The 19287-nt window shown below is 62.6% G+C and carries 19 protein-coding genes; 11 read left to right on the top strand and 8 right to left on the bottom strand.

Going from position 1 to position 19287, the window contains the following annotated elements:
* The first annotated feature begins 141 nt into the window (after positions 1 to 141).
* Positions 142 to 777, top strand: a complete 636-nt coding sequence (locus M1L53_RS23625) for a TetR/AcrR family transcriptional regulator C-terminal domain-containing protein (protein ID WP_054187324.1) — start codon at positions 142 to 144, stop codon at positions 775 to 777.
* Here the strand turns inward: M1L53_RS23625 and M1L53_RS23620 are convergent.
* Positions 764 to 2338 carry a molybdopterin-dependent oxidoreductase gene (locus tag M1L53_RS23620; protein ID WP_020908339.1) on the bottom strand — a complete coding sequence of 525 codons (1575 nt, stop codon included), beginning with the start codon at positions 2336 to 2338 and terminating at the stop codon, positions 764 to 766. The two genes, M1L53_RS23625 and M1L53_RS23620, sit on opposite strands and share 14 nt — an antisense overlap.
* A 127-nt stretch (positions 2339 to 2465) precedes the next feature.
* On the opposite strand from M1L53_RS23620, the gene M1L53_RS23615 reads away from it, so the two are divergent.
* Together M1L53_RS23615 and M1L53_RS23610 are read left to right on the top strand one after the other, a co-directional pair.
* Positions 2466 to 3284, top strand: coding sequence for a shikimate 5-dehydrogenase (locus tag M1L53_RS23615; protein WP_007726117.1), 819 nt, complete (start codon positions 2466 to 2468; stop codon positions 3282 to 3284).
* Between the two features lie 13 nt (positions 3285 to 3297).
* Positions 3298 to 3759, top strand: a complete 462-nt coding sequence (locus M1L53_RS23610) for a DUF6328 family protein (RefSeq protein WP_042447880.1) — start codon at positions 3298 to 3300, stop codon at positions 3757 to 3759.
* 1 nt (position 3760) lies between these two features.
* Here the strand turns inward: M1L53_RS23610 and M1L53_RS23605 are convergent, their stop codons facing one another.
* Both M1L53_RS23605 and M1L53_RS23600 read right to left on the bottom strand, forming a co-directional pair.
* Complete coding sequence (locus tag M1L53_RS23605) at positions 3761 to 4597, bottom strand: sulfurtransferase (RefSeq protein ID WP_042447884.1); 837 nt, start codon at positions 4595 to 4597, stop codon at positions 3761 to 3763.
* 22 nt (positions 4598 to 4619) lie between these two features.
* The gene (locus tag M1L53_RS23600) at positions 4620 to 5243 is read right to left on the bottom strand and encodes a LysE family translocator (protein ID WP_003941342.1); all 624 of its coding nucleotides are present in this window, start codon (positions 5241 to 5243) and stop codon (positions 4620 to 4622) included.
* A 102-nt stretch (positions 5244 to 5345) separates the two neighbouring features.
* On the opposite strand from M1L53_RS23600, the gene M1L53_RS23595 reads away from it, so the two are divergent.
* From M1L53_RS23595 to M1L53_RS23585, 3 genes are read left to right on the top strand one after another with little or no spacing between them, the layout of a single operon-like run.
* Positions 5346 to 5819 carry an Lrp/AsnC family transcriptional regulator gene (locus M1L53_RS23595; protein WP_003941284.1) on the top strand — a complete coding sequence of 158 codons (474 nt, stop codon included), beginning with the start codon at positions 5346 to 5348 and terminating at the stop codon, positions 5817 to 5819.
* 36 nt (positions 5820 to 5855) lie between these two features.
* Positions 5856 to 7094 (top strand): benzoate/H(+) symporter BenE family transporter, encoded by a 1239-nt coding sequence (locus M1L53_RS23590; RefSeq protein ID WP_054187323.1) that lies wholly within the window; start codon positions 5856 to 5858, stop codon positions 7092 to 7094.
* Positions 7091 to 7540 (top strand): thioesterase family protein, encoded by a 450-nt coding sequence (locus M1L53_RS23585; RefSeq protein WP_042447890.1) that lies wholly within the window; start codon positions 7091 to 7093, stop codon positions 7538 to 7540. The genes M1L53_RS23590 and M1L53_RS23585 overlap by 4 nt, the downstream gene beginning before the upstream one ends.
* Here M1L53_RS23585 and M1L53_RS23580 read toward each other — a convergent pair.
* On the bottom strand, positions 7537 to 8565 hold the full coding sequence (locus M1L53_RS23580) for a phosphotransferase family protein (RefSeq protein ID WP_054187322.1): 1029 nt from the start codon (positions 8563 to 8565) through the stop codon (positions 7537 to 7539). The two genes, M1L53_RS23585 and M1L53_RS23580, sit on opposite strands and share 4 nt — an antisense overlap.
* 221 nt (positions 8566 to 8786) lie before the next feature.
* Between M1L53_RS23580 and pdhA the strand changes: the two genes are divergently transcribed.
* Genes pdhA through M1L53_RS23555 form a run of 5 tightly spaced genes read left to right on the top strand, consistent with a single transcriptional unit; the run spans position 8787 to position 13953 of the window.
* Positions 8787 to 9875 (top strand): pyruvate dehydrogenase (acetyl-transferring) E1 component subunit alpha, encoded by a 1089-nt coding sequence (gene pdhA, locus M1L53_RS23575; protein WP_047270247.1) that lies wholly within the window; start codon positions 8787 to 8789, stop codon positions 9873 to 9875.
* Positions 9872 to 10849, top strand: a complete 978-nt coding sequence (locus tag M1L53_RS23570) for an alpha-ketoacid dehydrogenase subunit beta (RefSeq protein WP_054187321.1) — start codon at positions 9872 to 9874, stop codon at positions 10847 to 10849. Before pdhA ends, M1L53_RS23570 begins: the two co-directional genes overlap by 4 nt.
* The gene (locus tag M1L53_RS23565; protein WP_054187320.1) at positions 10846 to 12054 is read left to right on the top strand and encodes a dihydrolipoamide acetyltransferase family protein; all 1209 of its coding nucleotides are present in this window, start codon (positions 10846 to 10848) and stop codon (positions 12052 to 12054) included. Before M1L53_RS23570 ends, M1L53_RS23565 begins: the two co-directional genes overlap by 4 nt.
* 10 nt (positions 12055 to 12064) lie before the next feature.
* Positions 12065 to 13270 carry an MFS transporter gene (locus tag M1L53_RS23560; RefSeq protein WP_054187319.1) on the top strand — a complete coding sequence of 402 codons (1206 nt, stop codon included), beginning with the start codon at positions 12065 to 12067 and terminating at the stop codon, positions 13268 to 13270.
* A 29-nt stretch (positions 13271 to 13299) separates the two neighbouring features.
* Positions 13300 to 13953 (top strand): hypothetical protein, encoded by a 654-nt coding sequence (locus M1L53_RS23555; RefSeq protein WP_007726101.1) that lies wholly within the window; start codon positions 13300 to 13302, stop codon positions 13951 to 13953.
* A gap of 394 nt (positions 13954 to 14347) precedes the next feature.
* On the opposite strand, the gene M1L53_RS23550 is transcribed toward M1L53_RS23555, so the two are convergent.
* From M1L53_RS23550 to M1L53_RS23535, 4 genes are all read right to left on the bottom strand, one after another.
* Positions 14348 to 15778, bottom strand: a complete 1431-nt coding sequence (locus tag M1L53_RS23550; protein WP_054187318.1) for an NAD(P)(+) transhydrogenase (Re/Si-specific) subunit beta — start codon at positions 15776 to 15778, stop codon at positions 14348 to 14350.
* Positions 15778 to 16101 carry an NAD(P) transhydrogenase subunit alpha gene (locus tag M1L53_RS23545; RefSeq protein WP_003941319.1) on the bottom strand — a complete coding sequence of 108 codons (324 nt, stop codon included), beginning with the start codon at positions 16099 to 16101 and terminating at the stop codon, positions 15778 to 15780. Before M1L53_RS23545 ends, M1L53_RS23550 begins: the two co-directional genes overlap by 1 nt.
* Positions 16101 to 17210: a Re/Si-specific NAD(P)(+) transhydrogenase subunit alpha gene (locus M1L53_RS23540; RefSeq protein WP_261949273.1), complete on the bottom strand. Its 1110-nt coding sequence runs from the start codon at positions 17208 to 17210 to the stop codon at positions 16101 to 16103. Before M1L53_RS23540 ends, M1L53_RS23545 begins: the two co-directional genes overlap by 1 nt.
* A gap of 527 nt (positions 17211 to 17737) precedes the next feature.
* Complete coding sequence (locus M1L53_RS23535) at positions 17738 to 19276, bottom strand: AMP-binding protein (RefSeq protein WP_054187317.1); 1539 nt, start codon at positions 19274 to 19276, stop codon at positions 17738 to 17740.
* Positions 19277 to 19287 lie beyond the last annotated feature (11 nt).

Below are 19287 nucleotides of genomic sequence, written 5' to 3'. Positions count from 1 at the left end.
CGTGTACCGATCGCCGGAAGATTCCGCCGACATACCGAATAGGGTTCGGTTAGTATGATGCATATCGGCTCCCGAAATCAAGGAGTTGTCATCACTCGATGAAGTCCGAGATTGCTGACGAATCCCTCACCAGGAGAATCGATGCCGCGTCCCACCCAGCCGATACTGTCCACGCGAAACATCACCGACGCGGCTCTGGATGCTGTCGACGCGACCGGCGACTTCACCATGCCCGGGATCGCCAAGCAATTGAACGTGACTCCGTCTTCGCTCTACACACATATTTCGGGTCGATCCGAGATCGTCGAACTCATGCGCATCCGCGTGATGTCGTCGATCTCTGTCCCCCACCCACCCCCAGGATGGAGCGAACGGATCAGCGCGTGGGGGTGGGCCTATCGCCGAGCTGCCGTCGAACATTGGCGCCTCATCCCGCTACTCATGACACGCAGCGTCCGCACCGAGGTGACTTTTGATATCGATACTGCACTGGTTCAAGCATTTTCGGACGGCGGTTTCGATCCGACCGACACTCGTCACGCAATCTCCACGCTGGACAGTTTGGTTCTCGGATCCGTCGTGAAACTCTCGACGCCGGATGTCGCGTGGACTCAATCCTCGAACCCGAGCGAGGTCACGCGCGAGGCTACGACCCCGCTGCGAACCGACGACACGTTCGACTTCGGCCTGCGAACCCTGATCGCCGGATGGATGGCTCAACGCGTTGTTCGTCTGTATACCGAACCTCATTCGGATTCCGACGTCACTTCACGGTGAACGACCTGGTGTGCCATCCCGTGGCACCACCGGGAATCGGCGGAGTGCGCTCTTCCACCTGAACGTTCCCGTCCAAATCCGTCGCTCTGACCTGCACCGTGTGCAAACCCGAGCCTGCATCCCACATCCACGACCATTGACGCCAGGTGTCGATCGAGTACTCCTGCGCCAGTGTCGCCGGTTGCCATTCACCGTTGTCGACGCGAACCTCGACCTTCTCGATCCCGCGATGCTGCGCCCAGGCCGTTCCCGCCACCAGCACCTGGCCCGGCTCGATGGGAGCCAGAGCTGCCGGCACCTCGATACGCGAGGACGTCTTGATCGGTGCCTGCGCACCCCAACCGCGCTGGGTCCAATAGGCCTCGACCTTGTCGAAACGCGTGAGTTCCCACTCCGTCACCCACTTGGTGGCGGAGACGAAACCGTACAGACCGGGAACGACCTGCCGAACGGGATAGCCGTGCTCGAACGGCAACGGCTCACCGTTCATCGCCACGGCGAGAATCGCGTCACGGCCGTCGGTGACTATCTCGACCGGGGTGCCGACTGTGAAGCCGTCGACGCTGGTCGAGAGGAGCATGTCGGCGTCGGGATGGACACCGACTTCGTCGAGCAGGTCCTTCATGGGATAACCGATCCACTTCGCGTTCCCGGCCAGAACGCCGCCCACCTCGTTCGAGACACACGTCAGCGTGATGACTCGCTCGATGGGCGTTCGCGCCACCAGATCGTCGAACGACAACGTCATCTCGCGGTCCACCATTCCGTGAATCCGCAGTTCCCACGAATCCGTCGTCAATTGCGGAACGAGGAGTGCAGTGTCGATTCGGTAGAAGTCGTCGTTGGGCGTGATGTACGTCGACGCACCCGCAATCGCGATGTCCGCACCCGCCGGAATCGGCGGCGCCGGGTCAGCGGCGGTGGGCACGACAAAATCTTCACGATTCGCTACTGCTCCGGCGATTCTCTGCCCCACGAACTTCCCGGCCGCACCCGCTGCCGCAGCCACTGCCAACGCCGCACCCGCAAGCAGGAGGAACTGACGACGAGGCAACCACGAGTCGGCGACGCCCGGCGAGAGCGGCACTTCGAGTTGTGTGATCAGCAACCGCAAGGTTGCGACGCCCGCCACCACACCGACCAGCGTCGGGAACACGTACATCGCATCGGCAGTCGGGCGCTGCATCGCCGCATACACACCAACCGCGCCCAGAAGAACGAGAATGACGCTGCCGATCGGGCGGCGTCGCCGTTCCAGGAGCCCGGCCACCGCACCGAGCAGAACGATCAAGATCGACATTCCGATGAACAGCGCCGGCTTGTCATTGGTACCGAAAGTGTCGATCGCGAACTCGCGAGCCCACGCCGGCGTTCGGTCGACGGTAGTCGCACCTACCGCGTAGAAGGGCGACGCGTCCGGGTTGATCGGCAACGCAACCAGTTCACCGACGCCCAGGACGACAGCCGCGGCCAAGACCCCGGAGATCGCGTGAGCAGCCCATCTACGACGCGGTGGACGAGATTCGGTGCTCGGGTGCTCGTCGATGTTCTGTGTGACCATGTCGTCTCGGCTCTGTCGGTGCGAGTGGTGCTTCGATCGGATACCCGACATTCGGCGCTGCGGGCCATCCGGATGGGTGCACTCCTCCATCAAGAACTACTCCGAACTCGCGATTAGAGTGGGAACGATGACCGTCGACCTCAACAAGGACACGCTCCTGTGCATGTCGCTCTCCGGGCGACCGAGCAACATCGGCACCAGATTTCACAATTACCTCTACGAGGAATTGGGCCTGAACTTCGTCTACAAAGCCTTCACCACCGAAGACGTGCCAGCCGCGATCGGCGGCATCCGAGCACTCGGGATTCGAGGCTGCGGGGTGTCGATGCCGTTCAAGGAACAGGTCATCGAGCACATCGACGTCATGCATGATTCGGCCAGCGCCATCGACTCCGTCAACACGATCGTCAACGAGTCCGGAGTGCTGCACGCCTACAACACCGACTATCAGGCGGTGGCCGATCTACTGCGTGACAACAACGTCGACACGAGCCTGTCCGTCGCTGTCGCCGGCAGCGGTGGCATGGCAAAAGCAGTCGTCGCCGCGGTGCGCGACACCGGATTCACCGACGTCACCGTGATCGCCCGCAACCAGCAAGTGGGGTCATCGCTTGCGAAGCAGTACGGCTTCGACTGGCAGGCCGAACTCGGTGAGCTTCGTCCAGGTGTGCTGATCAACGCCACCCCGATCGGTATGTCCGGCGGCGCAGAAGCAGATGCACTGTCGTTCCCCGAGCACGCAGTGCGCGCAGCCGATGTCGTCTTCGACGTCGTCGCGATGCCTTCGAAGACGCCACTGATCGCGTTGGCGACCGAACTCGGCAAAACGGCGATCACAGGAGCGTCGGTCATTGCCCTTCAGGCCGCCGAGCAGTTCGTTCTCTACACCGGTGTGCGCCCGAGCGCGGAGCAGATCCAGCGAGCGTCGGAATACTCACGGGCGTAGGAACCACGTCGCCGTGAACGAGACCGGGGAGACTCCACCTCAACAACTCGCGCGGAACTTCAACGAGTTGTTGCAAGAACTGCGCGTCGCGCTCTCTGGTGTGCAGATCCTGTTTGCCTTCCTGCTGGCCGTGGCATTCACCGAACGCTACGAGGAAGCGTCGGCGTACATCCGCGGCATCCACTTGGTGACAGTGATCCTTGTTGCCATCTCGTTCGGGTTCCTGATGGCACCCGCGGTCTGGCATCGCATGCTTTTCCGCCGTGGGCACCGCGAGAACATATTGCCCGTGGCCAACCGATTCGCCCTGTGCGGCATAGCCTTTCTGGCCGCCTCCATGACCGGCACGGTCCTGTTGATCGCCGAGGTCGCCGTCGGCGGAGTTGCCGCAAAGGTTTTGGCAGCGTGCGCCGCGATCATGTTCACGGCGCTGTGGTTTCTCGTGCCGTCATTCATCGATCGCATCAAGAGCTGACTCAGGCTCCGGTGTCGACGGCGCGAGTGCTGTCGTTGGACCACTGTGACCACGAGCCCGGGAACAGCGTCGCGTCGTAACCGGCGATCGCGAGTGCCGCAATCTCATGCGCTGCAGTTACTCCGGATCCGCAGTACACCGCGACACTGTCTCCGGCGCCCAGTCCGGCGAACCGCTCACGCAGGCGGGTCGCATCCAGGAACCGCCCGTCGCCGGTGATGTTCTCCGCGGTCGGCGCGCTCACCGCACCGGGGATGTGCCCTGCGACGGGATCCATCGGCTCGACCTCGCCGCGGTACCGCTCCCCTGCTCGGGCGTCGAGAAGCACACCGCCCGCACGCGTCCAGTCGCCGACGCCGTCGATGTCGACCGTCGGCATGTTGCCGCCGGTGAAAGTCACGCTGCCCGGAGTGACCGACTCACCGATACCGGCCGCCAACGGCAGTCCCGCGGACTCCCAGGCCTGTAGCCCGCCGTCGAGCAGTCGGACATCCGAGAGCCCGGCCCACCGCAGCAGCCACCAACCACGGGCAGCGGCCGTGTTGCCGGTGGCGTCGTAGAGCACCACCGAATCACCGTCGTCGATTCCCCAACGACGCGCAGCGGCCTGCAGGTCTTCGAGACTCGGCAGCGGATGCCTCCCCTCGTCCGGCGACGGCGGCGAGGCAAGTTCCTCGTCGAGGTTCACGAATACCGCACCGGGAATATGGCCGTCGCGAAAATGCTGCTCGCCGTTCGAATCACCCAGCGCCCATCGGACATCGAGCAATCGCGGCGCAGCGCCGGCCTCGATGAGAGCGGACAGTTCTTCGACGTCGATCAGCACGGGAAGTGTCATGAGCCCATCCTGACACGACCACTCATGCAACCCCGAAGAAGGCACCGAGGCCCACCAACAACACTCCCGTCACCACGTCGATTCGCTTCCCGACGCCAGGGCGACGCAGCTTCTTGCCGGCTCCGGCCGCCAACACCACCACGATCGCCCACCACAGTGCCGCGGCGACCACCGTCGCGCCCGCCAACATCAACGTCCGCAGCCCTGCGCCTTCACCCGGCTCGATGAATTGCGGGAGTAGCCCGAGAAAGAACAACAACGCCTTCGGGTTCAGCAGGTTCGAGAGGAAGCCGTAGCGAAATGCCGTGGTGACCGCGATCGGTTCTTTCGCTGCCGGAATTCCCTCGTCCGAGGCGCGGGCTTTGAAAGCACTTCGAATCGCGGAGATGCCGAGCCAGGTCAGATATGCCGCCCCGGCGTAGGTGAGCGCGGAGAGCAACTGTGGCCGTGTCGCCACAAGTGCGGAGAGACCCAGTGACGCGGCAGCGGTGTGAACGAAGAGCCCGGAAATCACACCGGCGGCCACCACCGCGCCGGTCCGACGATCTGCCAGAGAATGACGCAGGATCAGGACAAAATCCGGTCCCGGCGTGAACAGGACGATGGATAGCAGGGAGCCGAAAGCGAGCCATTGACCGACACTCATCCGAAATACCTCACACCCGAGCTGATTCGAGACACATGTTCATGCCAGGAGTGTGCAACTGGATCCGGGAAGTTCAAAACGACTCCGGATATAGTTCGGCAGATGACGAAGAATGAGCCTCTGGATCCGGTGGACTGGAAGATTTTGGCCGAATTGCAGAACGACGCGTCGATCACCAACAAGGTGTTGGCCGATCGAGTCGGTTTGGCGACGTCCTCGTGCCACGAGCGCGTACGACGCCTACGCGCCAACGGCACGATCAGCGGCATCCATGCGGTTGTCGATCCGGCAGCCGTTGGCCGGTCGATGCAGGCGATCATCGCCGTTCAATTGCGACCACACCGCCGCGACCTCGTCGACCGGTTCACCGCCGACGCGCTAGCGCTGCCGGAAACGCTTGCGCTCTTCAACGTCTCGGGGCCCGAGGACTTCTTCCTCCACGTCGCGGTCCGTGACAGCGCTCATCTACAACGGGTATTGATCGACCACCTCGCCGCACATCCCGAGGTCTGGCACGCCCAAACGCACCTCATCTACGGCAAAGCGGTCACCTCACCCATCCGACCGGACAGGTAAATCGGGTCTGGAGCGGGTCGGGCAGAATCACTGACCATGTCGGACTCCACAGATACCACCGAACCGGAAGCCGTTCGCAGCAACTCGCAACCGATGAGCGCAGGCATCGTCACGGCCCTCGTCGGCTTCACCAGTTCGTTCGCGGTGGTGCTCACCGGCCTCGCGGCTGTCGGTGCGGACGCAACCGAGGCGGCGTCCGGACTGCTGGTTCTGTGTGTGACCCAAGCGTTGGGAATGCTCTGGCTCTCACGCCGGTATCGGATGCCGATCACCCTGGCCTGGTCGACGCCCGGTGCCGCTCTGCTCGCCGGCGCCGGAGCGGTCGAGGGTGGGTGGCCGGCCGCGGTCGGAGCATTCATCGTCGTCGGAATCGCGATCGTGCTGACCGGACTGTGGCCGACGCTCGGAAGGATCATCTCGGCAATCCCGACGCCCCTCGCGCAAGCGATGCTCGCCGGGGTTCTGATGCCGTTGTGCCTGGCGCCGATCATCGCCGTCCGGGACGCACCGGCAGCGGTCGCGCCCGTCATCCTGGTTTGGCTTGCCGCGCAGCGCTTCTCCAAGCGATGGGCGGTTCCGCTCGCGTTTCTCACAGCAGCGGTCGTGATCGGGATCAGCCTCGTCACGTCGGATCGAGTGCTCGACGCCGGCGCCATGATTCCCCGCATCGATCTCACCGCGCCGTCGTGGACCTGGCAGGCAATGATCGGCATTGCGATTCCCCTCTACATCGTCACGATGGCTTCGCAGAACATTCCCGGTGTGGCCGTGATGAATTCGTTCGGCTACACCGTTCCCTGGCGGCCGTCGATGATCGTGACGGGTATCGGCACCATCGTCGGCGCACCGGCCGGTGGCCATGCGATCAACCTCGCGGCGATCAGCGCAGCCCTGGCCGCCGCCCCCACTGCACATCCGGATCCCAAACGTCGATGGATCGCTGCCTTCACCGCAGGCTGGGCGTATCTCGTTCTCGCTGCCGGCGCGGCCGCGGTGGCCGCTCTGGTAGCCGCCGCACCGGCCGGAGTCGTGGAAACTGTTGCCGGACTGGCGCTCCTGGCAACGCTTGCCGGCGCCCTCACGGCGGCGCTGAGCGAGGCGAGTGAACGTGAAGGCGCCGTGGTCACGTTTCTGATCGCCGCATCCGGGGTCAGTATCCTGGGAATCGGATCGGCATTCTGGGCGCTGTTAGTGGGGCTGATCGTGCGTGCAGTCCTACAGGGCACCACCCTGCCCCCACTCTCGCGAAAGTCCTCACTACAGTCGAAGCCGTGAGCACAGCGCAGACGCCCCCGTCGATCAGCGAGTTTCCCGTTCTCTGGCCCGTCCCGACGCGGTGGGACGACAACGATCACTACGGCCACGTCAACAACGTGACCTACTACTCGTACTTCGACACCGCGGTCAACGCCTGGCTGATGTCTTCCACTGGAACCGACATCCGCACCCTGCCTGCCATCGGCGTCGTCGCCGAGACGTCGTGCCGGTACCTGAGCGAACTGTCGTTCCCCGAGCAGTTGCAGGTGGGTATCTCCGTCGAGAAGCTGGGCACCAAGAGCATCGTCTACGCCCTGGCGATATTCCACGAGGTCGACGGTGGCAATTGGGAACCCGCTGCCACCGGCCGCTTTGTCCACGTCTACGTCGACGCCGACACCCGTAAGCCGGTGGAGATCCCGGCGGCCATCAGATCTGCAGCCGGGACCTTGACCGAAAACTAGCTCAGACCGAGCTGACCTGCCGTCAAGACGGCGCGTGCAACGATTCCGTCGATCAGCGCGACCGTCGGGCCGCCGTGCTCGGCCTTGTTGCGCGGATCGTCGAGGATACGTCGCAGCACGCCCTCCGCGATGATCGAGAGCTTCCACAGAGCGAGTACGTGCCAGTATCCGACCGCTGACACGTCGCGGCCAGTCGCCTCGACGTAGGCAGCGACCAGCTCGTCACGGTTCGGGAAGCCTTCCAGCGTGGACGCCATGAACGGACCGGCAACCTTGTCACCGGCTTCCGGCCAGTACGCGAGTAGCGCACCGAGGTCCGCGAGCGGCTCCCCCAACGTGCACAGCTCCCAGTCGACGACGGCAACGATGCGCCCCTCGGCCGGATCGGTGATGACGTTGTTGAGGTGGAAGTCGCCGTGAACCAACGTCACTTCGTTCTGTTCCGGAATGTTTCGGTGCAGAATCTCGGCCAATCGGTCGACATCCGGAACATCGCGGGTCTTCGACTTCTCCCACTGCGCCGACCACCGCTTGAGCTGACGCTTGGCAAAGGGCTTGCGGCTGGCCAGGTCGTCCAGCCCGGTCTCTTCCAGGTCAACTCCGTGGATGCTGGCGAGGGTTTTGGGCATCGCCAAGCCGACCGCGCGACGCTCGTCCTCGGTCAACTTCTGAGCCACCGGAACGCCGTCGATCACAACGCCGTCGATGTAGCTCATGAGGACCAGCGGAGCGTCCGTGATCTCCGGATCTTCCGTGATGCCGAGGATCTTCGGAACCGGCACTTTGGTTCCCTGGAGCGAGGACAGGATGCGGTGCTCGCGAACGACGTCGTGCGCGGACGCCAACAACGTGCCGAGTGGAGGTCTGCGCAGTACCCACCGTCCTCCGCCCGCATCCGTCACGGAGTAGGTCAGGTTCGATTGCCCGTTACCGATCCTCTCGAAAGTCAGTGGTGTCGTGGCGCCGACCCCCAGTTCGGCGATCCACGCGGAAACAGCTTCTTCGTTCAAACCGACTGCAGTCACCGCACCGATGCTAGCGGTTGAAGTCCGATCGGTTGGCCGTACCGACACGTTTGTTACTCGCCAGTTCGCAGTTCAGGTCTTGATACGGCAGTGAAAATACTTGCGGATTTCCCAATCAGGGGGATCCTGATGGTAGAGCGACAACTGCATACGACACATCGGGATTGTGCGGCGTACTCACGAGGCGCGCCGGGCATGAGCAGAAACCGAGGTGAGCGAAGATGATCGACAACCTCGATTATCCGGTCCAACTCATCCAACCGAACGGCGCACGGGTGTGCCGTCCCGAATTCGACCGCCTGATAACGGACATCGGGCCTGACGAACTGCTGTCGTTGTATCGCGATCTCGTCGTGAGTCGCCGAATCGACACCGAAGCTGTTGCCCTGCAGCGTCAAGGCGAAATCGGTTTGTGGGCTCCGATGCTCGGTCAGGAAGCCGCGCAGGTCGGTTCCGCGAGAGCGCTCGCCCCAGACGACTTCGCGTTCACCAGCTACCGCGAACATGCCGTCGCGTACTGCCGGGGTGTTCCCCCCGAATTGCTGACCACCATGTGGCGAGGAATCTCCCATTCCGGTTGGGATCCAGAACAATTCAACGTCACCAATCCGGCGATCGTCGTCGGCTCCCAAGGGCTGCACGCCACCGGATACGCACTCGGCGCACACCTGGACGGCGCCGAGATCGCAACGATCGCGTACTTCGGCGACGGCGCCACAAGTCAGGGTGACATCGCCGAGGCGATGGGATTTGCCGCCAGTTTCCGTGTCGGCGTTGTCTTCTTCTGCCAGAACAACCAGTGGGCAATCAGTGAACCGGTATCCCTGCAGTCCCGTACACCCATCTCGCATCGGGCGATCGGTTACGGTATTCCGGCGATCCGCGTCGACGGTAACGACGTCCTTGCCGTGCTCGCCGTGACGCGCTCGGCGCTCTATCGCGCACGCGAAGGCAGCGGCCCGACGTTCATCGAGGCGATCACCTGCCGGATGGGCCCGCACACGACCTCCGACGATCCGAGCAGGTACCGCACCGATACGGATATGTCGGAGTGGAAAAGCCGCGATCCGCTCGAGCGAATGCGTCTGCTCCTCGGCCGTCGCGATCTTCTCGGAGAAAACGAACTCAGCACCATCGCGGCAGCCGCCGACGACGTCGCCGCTGGACTGCGACGCGCAACCATCGCGCTCGCCGATCCGCCCCCGTCAGCGCTATTCGATCACGTCTACGCCGAGGCACACCCACTGGTCGACGCTGAACGCGAAGAGCATCGCGCGTATCTGGGCAGCCTGGAAGGGGCTTCGTCATGACCGTCATGAATCTGGTGACCGCGCTCAACACCGGCCTTCGACGCGCACTCGAAGACGATCGTCGCGTTGTTATCATGGGCGAGGACGTCGGCCGTCTCGGCGGCGTATTCCGGGTTACCGACGCCCTGCAGAAGGACTTCGGCGACACTCGGGTGATCGACATGCCCCTCGCCGAATCAGGGATCGTGGGAACAGCTTTCGGGCTTGCCTTGCGCGGATATCGGCCTGTCTGCGAAATTCAATTCGACGGGTTTGTCTACCCGGCTTTCGATCAGATCGTCTCGCAGGTGGCCAAGATCCAGTACCGCACCCGAGGCGCTGCCTCTGCGCCACTGACGATTCGGATTCCCAGTGGCGGCGGAATCGGCGCGGTGGAACATCATTCGGAGTCGCCGGAAGCGTACTTCGCTCACACCGCAGGGCTGCGGGTGGTGTACCCGAGCAATCCGATCGACGGTTTTCACATGATCCGCCAATCCATTGCCGGCGACGACCCGGTGATATTCCTCGAACCCAAACGGCGCTACTGGGACACCGCCGACGTGGATACCGATGCCGCGCCCGAGCTTCCGCTCCACCGTGCCCGCGTCGCTCGCCCTGGAGACGACGCGACAGTGGTTGCGTACGGATCCATGGTCGCCACCGCACTCGAGGCCGCGCGGATTGCCGAAGAAGAAGGCCACGATCTGGAGGTCGTGGATCTGCGTTCACTCTCCCCCGTCGACTTCGACACGATCGAGGCGTCGGTGAACAAGACAGGCCGGCTGGTCGTCGTCCACGAGGCTCCGAAGTTTCTCGGCGTCGGCGCCGAAATCGCAGCACACGTCGCGGAACACTGCTTCTATCAGCTGGAGTCACCGATCCTGCGGGTCACCGGATTCGACATCCCCTACCCGCCCGCCAAGCTCGAGCGATTTCACCTTCCGGACGCCGACCGGATCCTCGCAGCACTCGACCGGACGCTGGCAGCATGAGTACAGGGCACGAATTCCGGTTGCCGGATCTCGGCGAGGGCCTGACGTCCGCCGATCTGGTCGAGTGGACGGTCGGCGTCGGCGACACGGTGGCACTCAATCAAGTTCTCGCCCAGGTAGAGACAGCCAAAGCTCTTGTCGAACTGCCGTCGCCCTACGTCGGCGTTGTCAGAGAACTCCTCGTCGAACCTGGCACTACCGTTCCGGTGGGTACTCCGATCATCCGTATCGAGGAGCCTGCAGATTCACCGTCTCCAAGTGATTCACAGTCTCCGAGCGTGCTGGTCGGATACGGACCCGCGGCCGAGAGACCGAGCCGCCGACGGAGCAAGATCACGCCCGCCTCGCAATCCGCGGCGAATACCGAACGACAGCCCGCAACACCCGCGGCGCGGCGCGCGGCCCGCGAAGCCGGCATCGAACTGAGCGAAATCACCGGCAGCGGATTCGACGGCGCCGTCACCGCAGCTGACGTCGCAGACGCGCTTACCGTGCAGGCGCCTTCGGATAACGCGACACGCCTGGCCTCGTCCGGGCTACGAAAACAGATGGCGTCGGCGATGGTTGCCAGCGTCCGCGCTCCGCAGGCCAGCGTCTTCCTCACCGCCGATATCACGCCTTCGATGGAACTGCTCGGCAGGCTCCGTTCTTCGGAGGCGTTCACCGGACTGTCCCTCACTCCGCTGACTCTCGCTGCCAAGGCAATGGTGGCCGCCATCGCCTCGCACCCGATGGTGAACGCGCATTGGGACGAGGCCCGCGGCGACGCCGCCGTCGACGATGACGTGAATCTCGGCATCGCCGTCGCCTCCGAACGTGGACTGTCCGTGCCCAACATCAAAAGCGCCGAGACACTCAGCCTGGTCCAACTCGCACGCGCGGTGACCGAACTGACCGTTGCTGCCCGTGAGGGAAAGACGGACGTCCGTCACCTGACGGGTGGCACCGTCACGATCACCAATGTCGGAGTCTTCGGCGTCGAGGGCGGCATTCCGCTTCTCAATCCGGGAGAAGCCGTCATTCTCTGTCTGGGCTCGGTGAGCGAGCGTCCGTGGGTGATCGAGCGCAAGATCGAAGTGCGGAGCGTCGTGACACTGACGTTGACGTTCGACCACCGCGTGCTGACCGGTGAGCAGGCCGCGAGATTCCTCTCATTTGTCGCAGAGATGCTCGCGAACCCGGACCTGTTGCTGACTCACCTGTAAAAAGGAACGAGTGAGCGTCAACCCCACCGACCGCGCAGTCCCCACCGCCGCCCTGGTGCGCGCCCGCGCCGGCATCTTCGGCATTTTCGGCATCAACGGATTTCTCCTCGCGATGTGGGTCGTCCACATCCCGTCCATCGAACACCGTGTGGGAATCAGTCACTCGACGCTCGGCTCACTTCTTCTCCTTCTTGCAGTCGGAGCCATTGCCGGCATGCAGTTGAGCGGCCCGCTCGCAGATCGATACGGCAGCAGACGCATGGTCGTCCTGGCGGGTAGCGGGCTGGCATTCGCCACTCTCGGCCCGGGGTTTGCCACGAACACCTGGCAACTGGGCGCTGCACTTGTCGTGTTCGGCTTTGCGAATGGCGCATTGGACGTGTCGATGAACTCGCAGGCCGTCGAGGCCGAACGGCTGTACCGGCGCCCGATCATGGCGGCGTTTCACGGTATGTTCTCGGTCGGTGGCGTATTGGGGTCCGTCATCGGATTCGGCACTCTCGCACTGGATCTTCCGCCGTACGTCACGCTCAGCATCGCGTCGGCAATCGGCTTGCTGGCAGTCTGGTTGTGCTCGCGCCCCCTGCTCCCTCACGTCGACGTTCATGCCGAAACTGCGTCGACAACCGGAAAGACACACGGCAGATTCTCGGCTCGGGTGCTCGCTCTCGGAACCCTCGCCTTTGTTCTGATGCTGGCCGAGGGAGTGGCTAACGACTGGAGCGCGCTGCAGGTCAAGGAAGATCTCGGTGTTTCGAATGCCGTTGCCGCACTGTCGTTCGGCGCATTCTCCGCCATGATGACCGTCGGCCGGTTCACCGCGGATCGAATCAGCGCGGCGGTAGGCCCGGTGGCCGTGGTTCGCTACGGCGCGTTGCTGTCGTCCGTCGGCATGCTGACCGTCGTGGTATCCGGCTGGCTACCACTGACGTTGCTCGGTTGGGCACTGTTCGGCGCAGGCCTGTCGGGATGTATTCCGCAGATCTTCACCACGGCCGGAAATCTGGGCTCAGGTTCGGCCGGTACCAACATGTCTCGCGTCGTCGGCATGGGATACATCGGATTCCTCGCCGGGCCGGCAACCATCGGGTGGGTCACCAAGCTTGTGCCTCTCACCACAGCAATGTTGATCCCGTTTGCATGCGTCCTGGTCGCAGCGGGTTGTGCGGGTGTCGTTCGGCGCGATTCTCCGACCGCCTACAGACCTCACAGCTGATCCTCACGATCGGCACAGACTCAACAGGGATGCTGGTACTCGTGACCGTCTCGACCTCCACCCAGCACCCCGCTCCCTCCACAACCACTCGCTTCCTCGTCCTTGCCGCGATCGCCGTCGTAGCGCTGGGCGTCTTGTATTTCGTGCGACCCACCTCGCCCGGTTTGAGCGTCCCGGAACAGGTGCGCGCACTTGCCGAGTGGACGGTAGGCCGATTCGACGTCACCGCTGTACTCGCAGCCACTACCGCTCTGGCCGTCGTCTCGATGGTCCGCGGACTGCCATACGGCATCGGCGCGATCCTGCTCCTCGGAATGGGCGCCAATCTCACCAACGCGGCATTCGGTTCCTGGCTCCCCGATGTGCCCCAGGACCTATTGCCCAGCGGTCACGTCGCAGCGGCGACCGCGCTGTACTGCTCGGCGATCTTGATCTCCGCCCCGCAGTGGCGTCCGGTGGTCGCCGGGCTCGGATTCGTCGGAGTTGCTGCGATCGGTGCCAGCGCGCTCGCCGCCGAGCTGAGCGGCCTTTTCGGAGTGATAGCTGGCATTCTGATCACCCTGGTATGGGCCTGTGCCGCAGCCATTTTGATGGCACGATCGCCCATCGCCGCGAAACGTGAAGAGCTACGCCCGGATACGGCAGCCATCGCGTTTTCCAGGCACCGGAGCATCCGACTTTAGTCCTAAATCTTTGGGATTCAGAGATTTTCGCCGATAGCTCTCCCGCCACGGTTGGACATGACGTATGTTCTGAAATGTCCGAATCAAGTAGTTCCACAGCGAAGGAGTCTTTACCGTGAGCCTCGAAGATCTGAACCCGCTCGAACTGATCCAGAAGTTGATCGAACTACTTTCCGGCTTCTCTTCCGACCCCGAAACCCCCGAGGTTCCGTAAAACGTCGCCAGAGGCGCCTGTTCCGAGTTTCGTCTCGGACCAGGCGCCTTTGTCGTTTCAGCACAAGAAGTCGTTTCAGCACAAGAAGTCGTTGCATCACACGACATCTTTGCAACACACGGCCACGAAAAAAGGCGTCCACACGCAGCTGCGAGTGGACGCCCCTTCCGAGCTCGAGCGCTAGAGCGCCTTGAGTTCCTCGGTTACTTCGGAGACCGACTTCTTGGCGTCACCGAAGAGCATCGAGGTGCCCTCGGCGAAGAAGAGTGGGTTCTCGATACCTGCGAAACCGGAGTTCATCGAGCGCTTGAGCACGATGACGGACTTCGACTGGTCGACGTTGAGGATCGGCATTCCGTGAATCGGTGAGCTCGGATCGTTGCGCGCCGCCGGGTTGGTGACGTCGTTCGCACCGATCACCAAGGTGACATCGGTACGAGAGAACTCGTCGTTGATGTCGTCCATTTCCTTCATCGCGTCGTACGAGACATCCGCCTCTGCGAGAAGAACGTTCATGTGACCGGGCATACGGCCGGCGACCGGGTGAATGGCGTACGTGACCTCGACGCCCTTCGACTCGAGCAGTTTCGCCATGTCCTTGACCGCGTGCTGAGCCTGCGCGACGGCAAGTCCGTATCCGGGTACGACGATGACCTGGTTGGCGTAGGCCATCTGGATGGCCGCGTCGGCGGCCGAGGTCGCCTTTGCCGTGCGCACGACGCCGTCGGAGGATGCGGCTTCACCGCCACCACCACCGAAGCCGCCGGCAACGATGGCCGGGATGGACCGGTTCATGGCCTTGGCCATGAGGTTGGTCAAGATGGTGCCCGAAGCACCGACGATCATGCCGGCGACGATCATCGCCTGGTTGTTGAGCGCCAAACCTGCAGCAGCAGCTGACAAACCGGTCAGAGCGTTGAGCAGCGAGATGACGACGGGCATGTCCGCGCCGCCGATGGGCAGCACGACCATCAGTCCGAGGATGCCCGAGAGCACGAGCACGCCGACGATCCACAGTGAGCTGGTCGGGCCTTCCGGTGAGATCGCCTTGATACCGATGATCACCGAGAACGCGACGGCGGCAATGAGCAGCAGAGCATTGAGCGGCTGCTGGAGCTTGCCGATTCCGATCGGACGACCAGGCAGAGTTTCCTGCAGCTTCAGGAACGCGATCACGCTGCCCCAGAAGGAGATCGATCCGATCACCGCGGCAAAGAGCGAAGCGATGACGATGTGTACCGTCGGCGACTCGCCGTGCTGGAATGCGGTGAAACCGTCCGAGTCCAGGAACTCCGCGTACGCGATCAACGCGACCGTGCCGCCGCCGACACCGTTGAACAGTGCCACCAACTGCGGCATGGCCGTCATCTTCGTCCGGAGCGCCGGCGGAACGCCGAGCACGACACCGATGACAAGGCCGGCAGCGATGAGGATCCAGTTCCCCATCTCCGCATCACGAATGGAGATCAGAGTTGCAACGACGGCGATGAGCATGCCGACCGCGGCGATCTGGTTGCCGCGGACTGCGGTCTTCGGGCCGGTAAGACCCATGAGGCCGTAGATGAACATCGAGAACGCGACAATGTAGAGCGCATTGACCAGGTATTCCATTACTGGTCACCATCCTTCGACACAGACTTGGCAGCCGGCTTGGCCTTGAACATCGCCAACATGCGGTCCGTGACGACAAAACCACCGACAACGTTCACGGTTCCGAAGACGAGCGCGACGAACAAGATGATCTGCAACCCGATCGAGGGATCGTGCACCTTGCCCAGGACGACCAACGCACCCAGGACGACGATGCCGTGGATGGCGTTCGTACCGGACATCAACGGGGTGTGCAGGGTGTTCGGAACTTTGGAGATCACAGCGAAACCGACGAACCCGGACAACACCAGGATCGCGATGTTCGCCAGCAGTGATGTGTACATCAGGCGCCCTTCTCTTCACGGGTGACGCACGCACCGGCCAGAACCTCGTCGGAGAAATCAGGCGCCAAGGCACCTTCCACCAACATGAGTTCGATCAGCGCGGAAATGTTCTTCGAGTACAACTCGGACGCATGCTGCGGCATGGACGCCGGCAAATTCAACGGAGAGCAAATGGTCACGCCGTGCTTGACGACGGTTTGACCCGGCTCGGTCAGCTCGCAGTTACCACCGGTTTCACCCGCGAGGTCGACCACCACACTGCCCGGCTTCATGCCTTCGACCGCGGCAGCGGTCACCAGGCGCGGCGCCGGACGACCCGGAACCAGAGCAGTGGTGATCACAACGTCGAAGCCCTTGATCGCATCTTCGAGTGCCTGCTGCTGCTTCGCTCGCTCGTCGTCGGTCAACTCGCGGGCGTATCCACCCTCGCCCGCCGCATCGATTCCGAGGTCGAGCCACTGTGCACCCACCGAACGCACCTGGTCGGCGACCTCAGGACGCACGTCGTACCCGGTAGCGCGGCCACCGAGACGCTTGGCTGTCGCCAGCGCCTGCAGACCTGCCACTCCCACTCCGAGGACCAGAACCGTCGCAGGCTTCACCGTGCCCGCAGCGGTGGTGAGCATCGGGAAGAACCGCGTCGACTCCGATGCTGCCAACAGAACAGCCTTGTACCCGGACACGTTCGCCTGCGAGGACAACGCGTCCATCACCTGCGCGCGAGAGATACGAGGAATCGCCTCCACGGCGTATCCCTCGATGCCGGCAGCCTTCAACTCGGCGATGCGGTTGTCCGCATTACGCGGATTCAGGAAACCGATGAGCTTCGCGCCGGTACTGATCCGGGCGATCTCTTCTGTCGACGGAGGCGCAACCTTGACCACCACGTCAGCAGTCCACGGATCGCCGATTTTCGCGCCGGCAGCGGTGTACAACTCGTCGGGAATCAACGCCCCGAGACCGGCCCCGGACTCGACGACCACGTCGACACCCTTGCCGATCAAAGCGGACACAATTTTCGGCACCAATGCGACCCGACGCTCACCATCACTCGATTCTCGAGGGACGCCGACCGACGGACGCACTTGTGCGCTCTTCGATGTTTCCATTTTCCATTACCTTCTGCGGTTGGTGGTTCGCCTGCTGCGACGAGCGGCAACCAGCATGTGATGAGCGGAAGATGACCCGCTTTTGGGTGAATGGTGACTGATAGTAGCCAGAGTTAACGCGGCGTAGGGAAACCGACGACGCACTTTCTCCATCTGAATCGAGTCCGAACAGTATGTTTGGACATACCTGAAGAAGCCTACTGTGAGGCCGATCACACCGGAATGGCGGACTATTCCACTATTTGAAACGGCCGAAAGACGTAAAGGCATCAGAATGACGCGCCGAATAATCACCGTCGAGCGAGTTTACGAACCGGCTTCCGAATGTAACGCCGTCCGACTCCGCGTAGACCGACTCCGGCCACGCGGCCTCAAACGCGAAAACCTGCAGTACGCCTCGCACCGGCCTCGGATGCTCGACCCGTTGTTCTACTGACAGCAAGCAAGGACCTGCCATACGGTCACGCGCAGGTCCTTGCCGACTATCTCGCAGAATTACTCTGATGTCCTAGCATTTCACTAGAGCATCAATCGCTCACATATTGAGACCGCAACTTGTGCTTGACGAGCTTTCCTGTAGCGGTCCTAGGCAATTCGTCGGCAAAGTCAATGCTTCTCGGAGCTTTGAAATGTGCGACCTGACTGCGAACGTATTCCAGCAATTCCTCGGCGACATGGGCACCAGGCTCGATTCCCTCCGCTAGTTGGACAACCGCCTTGACCTGCTCACCCATTTCTTCGTCGGGAACACCGATGACCGCCACGTCGAACACCTTCGGGTGCAAAGTAAGGATGTTCTCGGACTCCTGTGGGTAGATATTCACACCACCGGAGATAATCGTAAACGCGGCGCGGTCGGTCAGATAAAGGAAACGCTCGGAGTCGATATAGCCGATATCTCCACTCGTCGTCCACGTCGGATGATCCGGATGCTGCGCGGCAGCCGTTTTCTCGGGATCATTGTGGTACCGGAACGGCAAAGTCTCCCGCTCCCAGAACACGGTACCGATCTCGCCGACCGGAAGATCGCGCCCGGCGTCGTCACAGATGTGCACGATCCCCATCACTCCGTCACGCCCGACGGAACCCGGATGCGACAAGGCCTGCTCACTGTTGATGAAGGTAGCGCCCGAACCCTCGGTCGAGGCGTAGTACTCGTAGATCACCGGCCCCCACCAGTCGATCATTGCCGTCTTCACTTCGGGCGGGCAGGGAGCAGCAGCGTGAATGGCGACCTTCACCGTCGAGACGTCGTAACGATCACGGGTCTCCTTCGGAAGTTTCAACATTCGAACGAACATCGTCGGTACCCACTGACTGTGCGTCACAGCGTATTTACCGATCAACTCCAGCGCGGTTTCGGCTTCGAATGCATCCATCAAGATCACGGTTCCGCCGACCGAATTGATCACGCCGCAAAAACGCAGGGGCGCCGCGTGATAGACCGGAGCCGGGCACAAATAGACTGTGTCGGAATCGAACCCGTACATCGGTGCGAACACCGCGGTGTACGGATCCATGGTGGTGTTCACCTCACCCTCCGGGAGATCTCCTTTGATCCCCTTCGGCCTGCCGGTGGTTCCCGACGAATACAGCATGTCAGCCCCACGCGGCTGCGAGTCGAGTGGAGCAGTGGACTGCGCATCGACCGCGTCTTCGTAGTCGTCGAAACCCTCGAGGGCGCCGCCGTACACCAATCGGTGACGCACGCGTGGAATCAGCTTCTCGTCCAACGGAACTGCTGCGGACGCCTGCCCCGACGCCACCAGAATTGTCGCCTCGCAGTCGTCGACGATGTAGGCAGCCTCCGCAGCCGTGAGATGCCAGTTCACCGCGGTGATGTAGAGGCCGGATCTCAACGCTGCCCAGTACACCTCGAACGCCCGGAGATCGTTGTTCGAGATGAGAGCGACGTGGTCCCCAGGCTTGGCACCGACACTTCGGAAGTATCGCGCCAACTGCGTCGACCGTTCGTCGAGTTCCCGATAGGTGATGGACTCACCCGTCGCAGGGCGAATGACGGCGGGCTTGTCCGGCGTGGAGTGGACAAAATTTCCTGGAAACACGAAGACTCCTC

The sequence above is a fragment of the Rhodococcus sp. T9N genome (assembly GCF_024436645.1).
GTDB classification, from domain to species: Bacteria; Actinomycetota; Actinomycetes; order Mycobacteriales; family Mycobacteriaceae; genus Rhodococcus_F; species Rhodococcus_F qingshengii.
Note: the sequence above shows the minus strand (reverse complement) of the source record. Positions and strands in the feature narration are given on the sequence as shown.

Excerpts from the sequence above, each read along its gene's own strand:
- M1L53_RS23545 (WP_003941319.1), bottom strand. The coding sequence starts at position 16,101 with ATGTACACATCACTGCTGGCGAACATCGCGATCCTGGTGTTGTCCGGG.
- M1L53_RS23605 (WP_042447884.1), bottom strand. The coding sequence starts at position 4,597 with ATGACACTTCCCGTGCTGATCGACGTCGAAGAACTGTCCGCTCTCATC.
- M1L53_RS23595 (WP_003941284.1), top strand. The coding sequence starts at position 5,346 with ATGACGAAGAATGAGCCTCTGGATCCGGTGGACTGGAAGATTTTGGCC.
- M1L53_RS23555 (WP_007726101.1), top strand. The coding sequence starts at position 13,300 with ATGCTGGTACTCGTGACCGTCTCGACCTCCACCCAGCACCCCGCTCCC.
- M1L53_RS23620 (WP_020908339.1), bottom strand. The coding sequence starts at position 2,338 with ATGGTCACACAGAACATCGACGAGCACCCGAGCACCGAATCTCGTCCA.
- M1L53_RS23550 (WP_054187318.1), bottom strand. The coding sequence starts at position 15,778 with ATGGAATACCTGGTCAATGCGCTCTACATTGTCGCGTTCTCGATGTTC.
- M1L53_RS23625 (WP_054187324.1), top strand. The coding sequence starts at position 142 with ATGCCGCGTCCCACCCAGCCGATACTGTCCACGCGAAACATCACCGAC.
- M1L53_RS23540 (WP_261949273.1), bottom strand. The coding sequence starts at position 17,210 with ATGGAAACATCGAAGAGCGCACAAGTGCGTCCGTCGGTCGGCGTCCCT.
- M1L53_RS23615 (WP_007726117.1), top strand. The coding sequence starts at position 2,466 with ATGACCGTCGACCTCAACAAGGACACGCTCCTGTGCATGTCGCTCTCC.
- M1L53_RS23590 (WP_054187323.1), top strand. The coding sequence starts at position 5,856 with ATGTCGGACTCCACAGATACCACCGAACCGGAAGCCGTTCGCAGCAAC.
- M1L53_RS23565 (WP_054187320.1), top strand. The coding sequence starts at position 10,846 with ATGAGTACAGGGCACGAATTCCGGTTGCCGGATCTCGGCGAGGGCCTG.
- pdhA (WP_047270247.1), top strand. The coding sequence starts at position 8,787 with ATGATCGACAACCTCGATTATCCGGTCCAACTCATCCAACCGAACGGC.
- M1L53_RS23570 (WP_054187321.1), top strand. The coding sequence starts at position 9,872 with ATGACCGTCATGAATCTGGTGACCGCGCTCAACACCGGCCTTCGACGC.
- M1L53_RS23600 (WP_003941342.1), bottom strand. The coding sequence starts at position 5,243 with ATGAGTGTCGGTCAATGGCTCGCTTTCGGCTCCCTGCTATCCATCGTC.